Here is a 13,335-nt window from a genome sequence, read left to right on the forward strand (position 1 = left end):
ACTTTTTTCTACGTACAATTAATCGTTTCAACTGGAATAAACAAAATATGTGGCACATATGTTTAAGGAGTGGTCAATTGTTGAAAGGGATGAAGAGTATGACACAGCTGAACTTTGAAGAGAATTTATTAACTAAAGTAGCTTGGTACTATTATAAAGACCAATTAACACAACAGGAAATTGCTTCACTTCTTCACATTTCAAGAAATAAAGTTGTCCGGTTATTAGATAAGGCACGCAGTGAAGGTATCGTTACATTTCACGTAAAAGGAACTGGTTTACACTGTTTAAGTATTGAGCGTGACCTAATGAAAAAATTCCACTTAAAAGATGCTTTCATTATCCCTACTCCAATAGACAATTATCACGCTTCTCTCGGAAAAGCCGCTGCACAATATTTAGAGACTCATCTCCAACAAGGTGATTTACTCGGCATCGGCTGGGGTGAAACAATAAGTAAAATGCTAGAAAACATTCATTTTGAAAGTTCTATTAATCTTTCATTCGTAACGCTAACAGGCGGAGTAAACCACTATCTCCCAAGAAAACAAAACTATTTACACTACATGCAAGGTGATCTTCATATTATTCCTACTCCTTTTCTAGCATCTTCTACTGAAATGGCACAAAGTATTTTATCAGAACCAAGCGTGAAAGATATGCTTCATGTCGCTTCACTTGCACATACGGCAGTTGTCGGTATTGGCGGGTTATCTCAAGACGCTACGATTGTAAAAGAAGAAAAATTAACGCTACGTGAAATGACATATATTCGAAGTCAAAACGGGGCGGGCGATATTTTAGGACAGTTTTATAATACGAATGGTGATTTATTAGAGCTCTCGCATCATAATCGTCTAATTGGCACACCACTTACGATTCTTCGCAGTATGAAGCATGTCATTGGTGTGGCTGGAGGTACTCAAAAGATAGATGCCATTTATGGGGCTTTAAAAGGGAAATTTATTCATACATTAATTACTGATGAAGAAACTGCGCTCTCCTTATTAAGAAAGGAAGGTGATTCTTAATGTCTACTTTATTAGCTTTCGATGCTGGTACAGGAAGCATTCGAGCTGTTCTTTTTGATTTACAAGGCAATCAAATTGCAGTAAGCCAAAAAGAATGGGTTCATAAAACTGATCCTCGTTACCCCGGTTCTATGAATTTTGATGTAAAAGCAAACTGGCAACTCGTACAACAGTGTACGAAAGAAGTTCTACAAAAAAGTAATATACTTCCTTCTTCTATTCAAGCTATTAGCGCTACAAGTATGCGAGAAGGTTTTGTTTTATATGATAAAAATGGGCAAGAAATATGGGCATGTGCAAATGTTGATGGCCGTGCATCCGCTGAAGTTAGTGAGCTAAAAGAAATCCGCTCACATCTTGAAGAAGATTTATACAGAAAATCTGGGCAAACTTTTTCATTAGGTGCTTTACCACGTCTACTTTGGATTAAAAAACATGAACCAGAAATCTATTGTAATATCCACTCCTTTACGATGTTAAACGATTGGATTTTGTATAAATTAAGCGATGTACTGCAAATCGACCCTTCCAACGGTTGTACGTCTGGAATCTTTGATTTACAAAATAGAAATTGGGATAACGATGTCGCTAAAGAGTGTGGTATAACTTTGCCATTTTCACCAAAAGTAAATGAGGCTGGTACAGTAATCGGAAACGTTACAAAAGAGTGTGCAGCATTAACTGGATTACTGGCAGGAATTCCTGTCGTCGCTGGCGGCGGAGATGCTCAAATGGCATCACTCGGAACTGGAGTCGTGAAACCAAATCAAACATTAATATGCGGAGGCAGCTTTTGGCAACAAGAAGTAAATATTACAGAACCAATTACAGATCCATATGCTGCGATTCGTGTAAATTGCCATGTCATTTCGAATCTATGGCAATATGAAACAATCGCTTTTTTCCCTGGTCTTGTTATGCGCTGGTTTCGAGACGCTTTTTGCCAAGAAGAAAAAAAGCTCGCTGAAAAACTCGGTGTAGACGCTTATGAATTATTAGAAGAACAAGCGAAAGACGTACCTGTCGGTTCATATGGTATTATCCCTACTTTTTCAAACGTTATGAACTACATTTCTTGGCGTCATGCCGCACCTTCATTCTTAAATTTAAGTTTAGACGCTGACAAATGCGGAAAAAAGGAACTGTTCCGTGCTATTGAAGAAAATGCGGCCTTCGTTACACTTGGAAACTTAAAACTAATTGAAAATCTTACTGATACATTCCCTTCTGAAGTTGTTTTTGCTGGCGGTGCCGCTAAAGGGAAACTATGGCCACAAATTCTATCAGACGTACTCGGCATTCCTGTAAAAGTACCAGTTGTGAAAGAAGCAGCTGCTTTAGGAACTGCGATTGCTGCTGGAGTTGGCGCTGGAATATATACATCTATGGAAGAGGCTGCCGAACAATTTTTACAGTGGGAAAATACATTTGAACCAATCACGGAAAATCACGAGCTATACAAGGAATTCTATGAAACATGGAAAACCGTGTATAACAGTCAGCTCACTTTAGCTGATAAAGGACTTACAACACATATGTGGATTGCGCCAGGTGCACTGTAACTCATTTACATAAAGGAGTGAACTGTATGTTAAAAGCGAATGAAAATGATTTCTCCTATCGCTTCGGTGATAACGGGCCGAAATATTTAATACAAGGCCCGAATATTGATCTTGGTCTTGTTGTCATTCAGCCTGGGCAAGAGTTTCAAAATCACTATCATACAACGTGTGAAGAAGTTTTTTATGCGTTAGAAGGTGAAATAGACTTCTATGTAAATAACGAAAGAGTTCCGATTAAACAAGGTGATGTCCTGCAAGTTCGCCCTCATGAATCTCACTATCTGATTAACCATTCTGATAAACCTTTTAAAGCTGTTTTTATAAAGTCACCACATTTACCAAATAAAGATACGGTACAAACGGAAAATCCAACATTAACGAAGGAGTGATTTCGAATGACTTGGGGATTTAAAAATCGATTAAATACAATTTTACCTGATGGTAGAGCGGTTATGTTAGCAATAGATCACGGATATTTCTTAGGACCAATTCACGGACTAGAACAACCACTTGAAACAGTAAAAAACTTACTTCCTTATACAGACTCCCTCTTTTTAACGCGCGGTGTACTTAGCTCCTGTATTCCTGAAAACTGCAGTACACCGATGGTTATGCGTGTATCTGGCGGCGCTACTGTCGTTGGTAAAGATTTAGCGAATGAAACAATTGTTACACCTGTAAAAGAAGCAGTGAAGCAAAACGCAATTGGCGTTGGCGTTTCTGTTTTTGTCGGATCAGACTATGAAACACAAACTGTTTCGAATCTCGCAAATGTAGTTTCTGAAGCTCACGATTACGGCCTACCAGTACTCGGTATTACCGCAGTCGCAAAGGAATTACAAAAACGTGAAGCTCGCTTTCTAGCACTTGCTTCCCGCGTATGTGTTGAAATGGGTGCTGATATTATTAAAACGTATTACTGCGAAGGATTCGAAAAAATAACGAGCACATGCCCTGCCCCAGTTGTCATCGCGGGTGGCCCAAAACTAGATTCAATCGAAGACGCATTAAACATTACGTACAATGCACTGCAAGAAGGCGCGATCGGAGTAGACATGGGCCGAAACATATGGCAATCTGAGCACCCAGCTGCGATGATTCAAGCAATACATAGTATTGTGAAGAATAGATTGAATGTGAAAGAGGCGCTTGAACTTTATGATGATGTGAAGAATTAATGTAAAAAGACAGACTATTTATTAGTCTGTCTTTTTTGTTAAAATAAAGTAAAGGAGGAATGATTATGCGAAGAATGACTTTCGAACGTCCTACCGATCATTACGATGAACGCTTATACTCTATTGATGAAAAAATTTGCGCCCTATTAAAAGAACGAAAAGAACTTTCAGGTGATGACCCAGGTTTTCCACATGATGAAGCGATTTATAAATGGGCTAAGCAATACGAATTTTATCCAGACTATCTAAACTCATTATTCTCTTCCATGATGGATGAAGAAGAATTTAAACCTCGCGTTGAACCAACTGGCTTCAAAAAACATGTACCTGTTTTTAAAACTTATGAACATAATGGCGTCATGTATACTGTAACTTTTATTCGGCAATATGCAAATGCTAGTGTAGTTTATTTATATAGCGATTGGGATTCCACGGATGAAGATTTTATTGAAAATAAGCCTCGTAGTTTCTTCCAATTATCAATAGATGATACATACGATTGCTGGTCAGAAGGTGGTGGTGGCACCGATGGACATATGAATCATCAATTCGTTATATCTCCTGTCCTTCCTGATAATTTGTCTGGAATAAGCTTACGATTTAAAGAACTCAGTATCCCGTTTAGGAAAGATCAAGCTGTGCTTGAATTTGAAATTCAGATAGACAAATAAGGTGAGACTATAATCAATCCACAAATAGTAAGATAAATAAGGTAATAAAATAAACAAGCCCCTTTCCAAACTGGATAAGGGGCTAAATATACACCTTCAAATGATTACTCTTGGTGATTACTATTAAGCTTTGAAATTTTCTTACCTTCTCTATAATCAAGACAAGACACTTCAATTAATAAGCCATTAAATACTGTAAAATAAAAACCATAACTACTACCTCGCATCGAATAAGGTTCCTTATCTATTTCAATGCCGCCTGCTACTAAACGATTATACGCTTGATCCACTTCATTTGTAGTTTCCACTAAAAAACCAATATGAAAAGCTTCCGGATACGTAACTTCCTTATTCCCTTTAAATGCTTTTGGATCACTTAGCACAAGTATAAATCCACTCTCATCACTCATAACTACAAGTGCTTTCCCTTTTTGTTCCAAAAATTGAAAATCAAAAAATGTTTCAAAGAAATGTCTCGCTTCTGATAAGTCATCAACACATAAATTTAAATGATTCAGCTTCATGTACTCATCTCCTTTTAAACAGAAGGGATATAGACTCATTTTCATAACCCTTAAATATGTAAGGCAAGATATTCAAGCGTTCCATCTAAGACTATGCTTTATAAGTCTAATATTTTTTTCTATATCCTAGAACATTTTTTTAATGAATGAAAGATTTCCTATCATTTACATCCCCCATTAATAAAAAAGAGGATACATGTTTGCTTCTACAACATGTATCCTCTGCTTGTATATTAAGACTGTTGATAAGCCGATTTCGATGATTTCACATAATAAACTGCGTGATCCACATTAATAATATGATCTGGTTTTGGTTTACCACGGCCTGCTCTATGTCCAGCTAAGTGTTCTTCACTTGTTTCCCAGTTTTTCCATGCTTCTTCAGATTCCCAGCGAATCATTACGACAACTTCTTCGTCGCCGCGTCTTACTTTTTTCACGAGAACACTTAAATCGATAAAGCCTTCAAATTTTTCAATAATACCTTCTCCAGTGAAACGTTCTACAACTATATTTGATGTACCTTCTTTTACTGTAAATGTTTTCGTTTCGATAAACATATATCCCACTCCCTCTTTGTAATACGAATACTAGTATGCTTCTATTATAATTGATTATGATAATTATTTTCAATTGTAAAGTTTTAATTTTTTGAATTATGCTGATTTCTTTTCTATCGCCTCATCTAAAAATTTGAAATATGGAAGTAACATCCCTATTAAAGATGTAACACATATAATTGCACTGATGATTACATATAGCGCTCTTACTCCCCACATTTCACTCAATATTCCCCCTACTAACACACCTAATGGCATAGCGGATCGTATAAAAAATAAACGCACTGAAAATACTTGTCCTATCATATTATTTGGGACGGTTTGTTGGCATATTGTCGTGTTATGAACATTGAAAAATGCAATACAAATCCCTGCTATTACTTCAATTATTATTGCAATGACAATACTATGATTGAACCCTAATGAAATGTATGTGAGCCCCCCTATAAACAATCCTCCAAGCATAAGTATACGCCGGCTTTTATATGTTACTTTTCCGACTAATACTGAGCCAATTACGTAGCCAAGTGGAAAACCTGCCATGAAATAGCCGTACTCTGCATATCCCGCTGACAGCTCGTCTTTTATATAAGGAAGATTTGTGACCATCGTTACCCCTACTCCAAACTGCACGAAAGTAAGAAATATACCGAGCCAAACGATGATTGGTTTTGTGAAAAAATATGTAAAACCGTGAAGAAATTGTTCTAGCCACGTTTTCCGAATAGGTTGCGACGTTCTATTTTCTTTTATATAAAATAAGAAAGTGCCACTAACAAATAAACATATGCATACGAAAGATAATGTAAGTTCTGTTCCAATCAAATGAATGACTACTCCGCCTAATACTGGCGCAAGAAACATCATAAGGCGAGTCATCCCATCAATATACGCATTTGCATCTTGAAGTTGTTCTTTCCCTACAATGCTCGGTGTAATTGCCTGACTCGCAGGTGTATAAAGTGGTGTAATAAGTCCCACTACAATTTGAACAACATAAATGTGCCAAACTTCTATACTACCCGAAACTAGCATCACCAAAGGTAATAAAAATACGGACGCTCGTATCCATTGTGAAAATATCATAATCCACTTCCGGCTCCATTTATCAATAAATGGGCCACTTATTAATTGCAATATGAGTGATGGGATGAAATATAATAGCCACATACTACTTAAAGCCATTTCCGATCCTGTTAATTCATATACTAGAATTGAATTACATAACGTTCCGAAAGCCCCTCCTAATTCTGAGATTGCACTACCAATCCACATAAAAAAGAAAGAACGATTTTTCAATACACTCTTCACTATAGCTCACCAACTTTTCTCTTAAATTCCTCCCTTTATGTACATTCTTGTTGCATATTATCTATTCAAAAACGCTTCTAATTCTTTTGCTAACGACTGTACTGCTTTCTTCCTTAATACATACTTTCCGTCATGTATATCAACTAACTTCGCTGCACGTAACAATTTCAAATGATGGTGTACTGTCGATTTACCAAGCTGCAATCTTTCCGTTATTTCCTGTAATGTACGTTCTTTTTCAAACAACATTTTTACAATTCGCAATCTCGCCTCATCCCCAAGAGCCTTATGTTTTTGAACTAAAAAATAATTCGGTTCATACGGATCTTCAGGATGAATGCTTTCATTCGCAACTGGATAATGAAATACTTTCGTATCTTCAATATCTGCTTCAATATTCCACGGTCTGTACGTCATTTGCGGAATAAGAAGTACGTGATGAACACTTGGCTCTGGCATATAGTTCACTCCGCCAGTCGCCCACTCGACAAACTCTTCCGGTTTCATCTTTTTATTCATTTCATTTTTTGCTTCATAATCTCGTTTTAATATAGAAAGTACTTCCTCCTCTTTCTTAATTACACTCTCATACCAACCTGTCATTACAGTGATTAAATGAGATTTCAGCACTTGTACATCTACATCACATATAAAGCTAATATAAGTAGAAAAAAACGGATGATCCTGCGTTAATTCCTTTAGTTCGTGTATTGCACATACAACTCCCGTTGCAGCTAAACGTCTTTTCTCTTCATACTTCTCCCCTAAAAACGGTAAACATATAAATTTCAAATCTTCTTCTGAAAGTAAATCAATTTTAAAATTAAACTGCGATAAATCTTGAAAATCCTCTTTATACAATAACTGAAGCAATGCTTTCCACGTATTATGTTCTTCTACAAACTGCAAGTGTTCTCTCATCTCATTTGTTAATGATTGTCTAATTCCTTTCCATTCACTTTCAGTCTTTTCAAGAGTATCAATTAACCTTTTATGAGTAATTGCTGCAATGCCAAGTGCACATTCGAAAAGTATCGAATATTTCACCTGAACGTTGTATGTTTCCCTCTTTTTACTCTTTATGTGATAGACCTCCATTTTTATCTCCTCCTTGTTTGCTATGTATTAAATTCTATTTTTATCGAATTTACCCTTCTATATTTTTAGAATTTACAAAAATATAAATTAAACCACATTCATTCTAAATTAAGAAGAATAAGAGCTTTTTTATATACAAATAATAAAGCTCAAGGAGTGGTTGACATGCATTTCATATTAAATATGTTAGGGATTTTCGTTGTCATATTAATCGTTTTCTTATGTTCGCCTAATAAAAAACATATAAAATGGAGACCAATTGTAATTCTCATCATATTGGAGCTTTTTATTACGTGGTTTATGTTAGGCACGAAACTCGGCAGTATTATCATTAATAAAATTGCGTCATTTTTCAGTTGGCTACTGGCATGCGCGAACGAAGGTATTCGCTTTGCATTTCCTTCCGCTATGGACAGTCCACACATTGATTTCTTCTTTAGTGCATTACTTCCTATCATTTTTGTTATTACTTTTTTCGATATTCTATCTTATTTCGGAATCTTAACTTGGATTATTGATAAAGTAGGTGCAGTTATTTCAAAGATTTCTCGTTTGCCAAAGTTAGAAAGTTTCTTTTCCATTCAAATGATGTTTTTAGGGAACACCGAAGCACTTGCAGTTGTTCGTGATCAATTATCTGTTTTAAAAGAAAATCGTTTGTTGACTTTTGGAATTATGAGTATGAGTAGCGTTAGCGGATCCATTCTTGGTGCTTATTTATCAATGGTTCCAGCAACATATATTTTCAGCGCAATCCCATTAAACTGTATTAACGCATTAATTTTAGCCAATGTATTAAATCCTGTGGAAGTTTCGAAAGAAGAAGACGTTGTTTACACACCTTCAAAACATGAAAAAAAGGATTTCTTTTCTACTATTTCAAACAGTATGTTAGTTGGGATGAATATGGTTATCGTTATTTTAGCTATGGTAATTGGTTATGTAGCTTTAACAGCATGTTTAAATGGGATTTTAGGATTTTTTGTAACGGGGTTAACAATTCAAAAAATCTTCTCCATTATCTTTAGTCCTTTTGCATTTTTACTCGGTTTATCAGGCAGTGATGCTATGTATGTAGCTGAATTAATGGGGATCAAAATAACGACGAATGAATTTGTTGCAATGATGGATTTAAAATCAAACTTAAAGTCGCTACAACCGCATACGGTTGCGGTTGCAACGACATTTCTAGCTTCTTTTGCTAACTTTAGTACAGTAGGTATGATTTACGGAACTTACAATTCATTATTTGGCGGAGAAAAATCATCAGTCATCGGTAAAAATGTTTGGAAGCTTCTTGTTAGCGGGATGGCTGTTTCTTTATTAAGTGCTATGCTCGTTGGGCTATTTGTATGGTAAATAATTTTTATAATAAAAGACACTCAAGCCAATTGAGTGTCTTTTATTATTATTTTCGAATTTGTCCATTTCCACGAATTACATATTTTGTAGAAGTTAATGCTGGAAGCCCCATTGGTCCTCTTACGTGTAACTTTTGTGTACTGATACCAATTTCCGCTCCGAATCCAAATTCGGATCCATCTGTAAAACGAGTCGATGCATTATGATAAAGTGCCGCGGCATCTACAGAAGTAAAAAACTTGCTGACGTTTTCCTCGTTTTCAGTAATAATTGCTTCAGAATGCATAGATCCATACGTATTTATATGATGAATCGCTTCTTCAACAGTGGAAACCACTTTCACTGCTAGTGTGAGAGATAAAAACTCTGTTTCCCAGTCTTCTTCTGTCGCAAGTAAGATAGAAGAATCAATCGCCACTGCTTTATTATCACCATGTAGCTCCACTCCTCTTTCCTTCAAGGAAGAAAACAACTCGCTACCATATTGCTCTGCCCAATTCTCATGAAGTACAATCGTCTCAATTGCATTACATACAGATGGACGCTGTGTTTTTGCATTTATAATAATATTAAACGCCATTTGTTTATCTGCTGTTTCATCAATGAATATATGACAATTTCCCGCACCTGTTTCAAGTACTGGAACAGACGCTTCTCTCACTACTGTATCAATTAATTGTTTACCGCCTCTTGGTATAAGAACATCCAAGTACTCGTTCAATGTAAACAACTGTTTTGCACTATCTCTCGTTGTATCTTCTATGAGCTGTACACTTTCTGAAGGCAAGCTAGTTTGCTTAAGCGCCCGGTGAATAACGCTAACGATGGCTTTGTTAGAATGGATAGCAGAAGAACTACCACGTAGTATTACTGCGTTTCCTGTTTTTAAACAAATTGTAGCAGCATCAACAGTTACATTCGGTCTTGCCTCATAAATCATTCCGACAACACCAAGTGGTACGCGCATCTCCTGAATAGATAGTCCATTTGGTCGTTCCCATGCACTTACACATTCTCCAATAGGATCACGTAATTCAATTAACTGCTTAATACCCTCTGTCATATCAACAATTCGCTGTTCATTCAGCAAAAGGCGATCAAGGAGTGAATGAGAAAATCCTTTCTCCTTACCTTCTTCAATATCCCGTTTGTTTTCTTCTAAAATATAAGCTGTTTCTACTATCAACTGATTAGCAATTGCAGCAAGTGCTTCATTTTTTTGATCTGTAGTTTTAAGCACAAGCTCTCTAGCAACCTCTTTTGCTTTTATCCCCTTTGCCAACACTTCATTCATTTTCATTTCCTCCTTTTTAAAGTGAAACCCAATGATCTCTATGAATGACTTCATAACTATGTCTCTCGCCTCTTACTTGAATATCTTGGCTTTGCATACCTTTTACATCTCTTAGTTCCTCTGCACTATATGTGCATTGTCCTTTTCCTATTACGCGCCCTTGTTGCGTTACAACCTCTACAACTTCACCCACTTGGAAAAATCCTGATACATTCGTAACACCAGCTGGAAGTAAACTCTTACCATGCTGAATGATGGCAGTAGCCGCCCCAGCATCTACTTCAATTTGTCCGCTAACAAGCGAATGCAAGGCAATCCATTGCTTGTTCATCTTCATTTCTTTTTGAGGAGCATTACCAACATACGTTCCATCACCCTTACCCTTCAAAACATCTACAAACTTTTCCTGTCCACGTCCTGTCCCGATAAATACACTCACACCAAGAGAGAGTGCTGTCTTTGCAGCATCGATTTTTGATTTCATACCACCAGTCCCAAGTTTTGAGCCAGCATCTCCTGCAAGAGAAGAAATTTCTTCCGTAACTTCAGGAAGAAAATAATATTTTTTTGCATCCGCATTTTTCTGAGGATTTTTGTCATATAACCCGTTCACATCCGTAAAGATCATAAGCATATCCGCCGAAACAAGCCCGCTTACTAAAGCTGACAGCATATCATTATCACCGAACGTCAGCTCCTCTAAAGAGATGGAATCATTTTCATTAATAATTGGAAGAGCGGAACGGTTTAGTAATTCTCCTAACGTAGCGTAAGCATTACTATATTGTTCTTTTCTAGAAAAATCACTTCTCGTCAGCAAAAGTTGCGCAGTAACGATGCCATATTTACGGAATTCCTCCGTGTACGCCTGCATTAACAAACTTTGTCCGACAGCTGCTGCAGCCTGTTTCCCTTTAATCGTTACAGGTCTACTAGGATATCCTAGCGCTGAAAAACCTGCAGCGACGGCTCCAGATGTAATTAACACAACCTCGTGCCCTTCCTCTTTCAACCGAGCCAATGCGGCAACGTGATCTGAAAGCTGTTCTGTAGAGATGCCTCCGTGACTATCTGCCAAGGAACTACTTCCAATCTTTACAACAATTCGTTGTTTTTTCACCTTTTTATCCCCCAAGTCTAAAATCAAAGTTTTTATAGTTTACACTTCATTCACTTTGCAACTATATCTATTCTCATCAATGCTGCATTGAAGTATTTAAGAGCAAAATAAAAATGACCGCTTCGCCCTTAATAAAATAAAAAGGACGAAACGGTCATTGTTCCGCGGTACCACCTTAATTGATATACATAGATATCCACTTGGTGCCTATAACGCAGGCGAACGCCTAAACTTTCATTTAAGACTCAGGGATAGGTTCGATACATTCTATACGAGGAATCTTTCAGCCGGTGAATTCCACTCTCTTTCGTAAGAAGACATATGTACTAATTCCCTTCAACGATTTTCGATCTAATTTTTTTATATTATGCGATATAGTTCGATTCGGTGTCAAGAGTTATTTTAAAAAATAAATAGAGCCACAAGTTACTTGTATGAAATTATTGCCCTACTGAATGAAAATACAAATTGATATAAGTTTAACTCATATTCATAAACATAAAACCTTAAATTATAGTGTATATATTTACATAATGTCGAATATAATTAATTTTTATCTTTTAGTGTTGCAAAAAGGAATATATTCTCTTAGAATGTTTCTTTATATTGCACAGGGATGTTATTCTTATTCTAAGATAATAATATCAAACCGATATAATTGATTATAAAAGGAGCAAGATTGAGTTATTATGGATAAACAAATTGGATTCATCGGTTGCGGAAATATGGGAATGGCTATGATTGGCGGAATGATAAACAAAAAGATAGTGTCTTCAAATCATATTATTTGTTCAGATTTAAACACTGCTAATTTAAAAAATGCTAGTGAAAAATATGGGCTAACTACAACTACCGACAACAATAAAGTAGCTAAAAATGCTGATATTTTAATTTTATCAATCAAACCAGACCTATACGCATCAATAATTAATGAAATAAAAGAAGTAATCAAAAACGATGCTATCATCATTACGATTGCTGCTGGGAAAAGTATTGAAAGTACTGAAAATGCCTTTAATAAAAAATTAAAGGTTGTAAGAGTAATGCCTAATACTCCTGCTCTTGTTGGAGAAGGAATGTCTGCATTATGCCCTAATGAAATGGTGACAGAAAAAGATTTAGAAGATGTACTAAACATTTTCAATAGTTTTGGTCAAACAGAGATCGTAAGTGAAAAATTAATGGATGTTGTCACATCCGTAAGTGGTTCTTCACCAGCTTATGTATATATGATTATAGAAGCGATGGCAGATGCTGCTGTACTAGATGGTATGCCAAGAAATCAAGCATATAAATTCGCTGCTCAAGCTGTGTTAGGCTCTGCAAAAATGGTACTAGAAACAGGAATACATCCAGGTGAATTGAAAGATATGGTTTGTTCTCCTGGTGGAACGACAATAGAAGCTGTAGCAACATTAGAGGAAAAAGGATTACGAACAGCGATTATTTCAGCTATGCAACGTTGTACGCAAAAGTCTGTTGAACTATCTGGTCAAACTAAAAAATAAAACTATAAAAGAGATTACGTTAGCTATGAATTCACATAATTTTAATTAAAAATCCACTACATGATAAACGGCCAAACTCATATAAAATTGAGCTTGGCCGTTCCGTTTTTAATTAT

General features: G+C 36.2%; 13 protein-coding genes and 1 other annotated feature. Of the genes, 7 read left to right on the forward strand and 6 right to left on the reverse strand.

What is annotated here, in order from left to right; all coding sequences use genetic code 11:
- Positions 1 to 80: 80 nt before the first annotated feature.
- The 5 genes from NZ044_RS14640 to NZ044_RS14660 all read left to right on the forward strand — a co-directional run bounded on the left by NZ044_RS14640 (position 81) and on the right by NZ044_RS14660 (position 4,442).
- On the forward strand, positions 81 to 1,031 hold the full coding sequence (locus NZ044_RS14640; RefSeq protein WP_000677766.1) for a sugar-binding transcriptional regulator: 951 nt from the start codon (positions 81 to 83) through the stop codon (positions 1,029 to 1,031).
- Positions 1,031 to 2,593, forward strand: coding sequence for an autoinducer-2 kinase (gene lsrK / locus NZ044_RS14645; protein WP_000105712.1), 1,563 nt, complete (start codon positions 1,031 to 1,033; stop codon positions 2,591 to 2,593). Before NZ044_RS14640 ends, lsrK begins: the two co-directional genes overlap by 1 nt.
- Positions 2,594 to 2,619: 26 nt before the next feature.
- Positions 2,620 to 2,982: a cupin domain-containing protein gene (locus NZ044_RS14650; protein ID WP_000909986.1), complete on the forward strand. Its 363-nt coding sequence runs from the start codon at positions 2,620 to 2,622 to the stop codon at positions 2,980 to 2,982.
- Positions 2,983 to 2,988: 6 nt separating this feature from the next.
- A complete protein-coding gene (gene lsrF / locus NZ044_RS14655) occupies positions 2,989 to 3,771 on the forward strand; it encodes a 3-hydroxy-5-phosphonooxypentane-2,4-dione thiolase (protein ID WP_098506522.1) in 783 nt (260 codons plus the stop codon).
- 65 nt (positions 3,772 to 3,836) lie between these two features.
- The gene (locus NZ044_RS14660; protein WP_118961925.1) at positions 3,837 to 4,442 is read left to right on the forward strand and encodes a hypothetical protein; all 606 of its coding nucleotides are present in this window, start codon (positions 3,837 to 3,839) and stop codon (positions 4,440 to 4,442) included.
- Positions 4,443 to 4,546: 104 nt separating this feature from the next.
- Here the strand turns inward: NZ044_RS14660 and NZ044_RS14665 are convergent, their stop codons facing one another.
- The 4 genes from NZ044_RS14665 to NZ044_RS14680 form a co-directional block, all read right to left on the reverse strand.
- Entirely contained in the window at positions 4,547 to 4,966 is a 420-nt protein-coding gene (locus NZ044_RS14665; RefSeq protein WP_000773089.1) for a VOC family protein, read from the reverse strand.
- 233 nt (positions 4,967 to 5,199) lie between these two features.
- Positions 5,200 to 5,526, reverse strand: a complete 327-nt coding sequence (gene hmoA, locus NZ044_RS14670) for a heme-degrading monooxygenase HmoA (protein WP_000469498.1) — start codon at positions 5,524 to 5,526, stop codon at positions 5,200 to 5,202.
- A gap of 96 nt (positions 5,527 to 5,622) precedes the next feature.
- On the reverse strand, positions 5,623 to 6,837 hold the full coding sequence (locus NZ044_RS14675; RefSeq protein WP_097826170.1) for an MFS transporter: 1,215 nt from the start codon (positions 6,835 to 6,837) through the stop codon (positions 5,623 to 5,625).
- Between the two features lie 57 nt (positions 6,838 to 6,894).
- A complete protein-coding gene (locus tag NZ044_RS14680) occupies positions 6,895 to 7,935 on the reverse strand; it encodes an ArsR/SmtB family transcription factor (RefSeq protein ID WP_097826171.1) in 1,041 nt (346 codons plus the stop codon).
- Between the two features lie 165 nt (positions 7,936 to 8,100).
- On the opposite strand from NZ044_RS14680, the gene NZ044_RS14685 reads away from it, so the two are divergent.
- Complete coding sequence (locus tag NZ044_RS14685) at positions 8,101 to 9,294, forward strand: NupC/NupG family nucleoside CNT transporter (RefSeq protein ID WP_000545482.1); 1,194 nt, start codon at positions 8,101 to 8,103, stop codon at positions 9,292 to 9,294.
- Positions 9,295 to 9,343: 49 nt separating this feature from the next.
- On the opposite strand, the gene NZ044_RS14690 is transcribed toward NZ044_RS14685, so the two are convergent.
- Together NZ044_RS14690 and proB are read right to left on the reverse strand one after the other, a co-directional pair.
- On the reverse strand, positions 9,344 to 10,591 hold the full coding sequence (locus tag NZ044_RS14690) for a glutamate-5-semialdehyde dehydrogenase (protein ID WP_097826172.1): 1,248 nt from the start codon (positions 10,589 to 10,591) through the stop codon (positions 9,344 to 9,346).
- A gap of 16 nt (positions 10,592 to 10,607) precedes the next feature.
- A complete protein-coding gene (gene proB / locus NZ044_RS14695) occupies positions 10,608 to 11,711 on the reverse strand; it encodes a glutamate 5-kinase (RefSeq protein ID WP_000744738.1) in 1,104 nt (367 codons plus the stop codon).
- A gap of 138 nt (positions 11,712 to 11,849) precedes the next feature.
- Positions 11,850 to 12,060 (reverse strand) — a binding site (T-box leader).
- 340 nt (positions 12,061 to 12,400) lie between these two features.
- Between proB and proC the strand changes: the two genes are divergently transcribed.
- On the forward strand, positions 12,401 to 13,219 hold the full coding sequence (proC, locus tag NZ044_RS14700) for a pyrroline-5-carboxylate reductase (RefSeq protein WP_000360720.1): 819 nt from the start codon (positions 12,401 to 12,403) through the stop codon (positions 13,217 to 13,219).
- The last annotated feature ends 116 nt before the right edge of the window (positions 13,220 to 13,335 follow it).

It is taken from the genome of Bacillus sp. FSL K6-1338 (assembly GCF_038006965.1).
Taxonomy (GTDB): Bacteria; Bacillota; Bacilli; order Bacillales; family Bacillaceae_G; genus Bacillus_A; species Bacillus_A thuringiensis_S.

Excerpts from the sequence above, each read along its gene's own strand:
- lsrK (WP_000105712.1), top strand. The coding sequence starts at position 1,031 with ATGTCTACTTTATTAGCTTTCGATGCTGGTACAGGAAGCATTCGAGCT.
- NZ044_RS14650 (WP_000909986.1), top strand. The coding sequence starts at position 2,620 with ATGTTAAAAGCGAATGAAAATGATTTCTCCTATCGCTTCGGTGATAAC.
- lsrF (WP_098506522.1), top strand. The coding sequence starts at position 2,989 with ATGACTTGGGGATTTAAAAATCGATTAAATACAATTTTACCTGATGGT.
- NZ044_RS14660 (WP_118961925.1), top strand. The coding sequence starts at position 3,837 with ATGCGAAGAATGACTTTCGAACGTCCTACCGATCATTACGATGAACGC.
- NZ044_RS14665 (WP_000773089.1), bottom strand. The coding sequence starts at position 4,966 with ATGAAGCTGAATCATTTAAATTTATGTGTTGATGACTTATCAGAAGCG.
- hmoA (WP_000469498.1), bottom strand. The coding sequence starts at position 5,526 with ATGTTTATCGAAACGAAAACATTTACAGTAAAAGAAGGTACATCAAAT.
- NZ044_RS14680 (WP_097826171.1), bottom strand. The coding sequence starts at position 7,935 with ATGGAGGTCTATCACATAAAGAGTAAAAAGAGGGAAACATACAACGTT.
- NZ044_RS14685 (WP_000545482.1), top strand. The coding sequence starts at position 8,101 with ATGCATTTCATATTAAATATGTTAGGGATTTTCGTTGTCATATTAATC.
- NZ044_RS14690 (WP_097826172.1), bottom strand. The coding sequence starts at position 10,591 with ATGAATGAAGTGTTGGCAAAGGGGATAAAAGCAAAAGAGGTTGCTAGA.
- proC (WP_000360720.1), top strand. The coding sequence starts at position 12,401 with ATGGATAAACAAATTGGATTCATCGGTTGCGGAAATATGGGAATGGCT.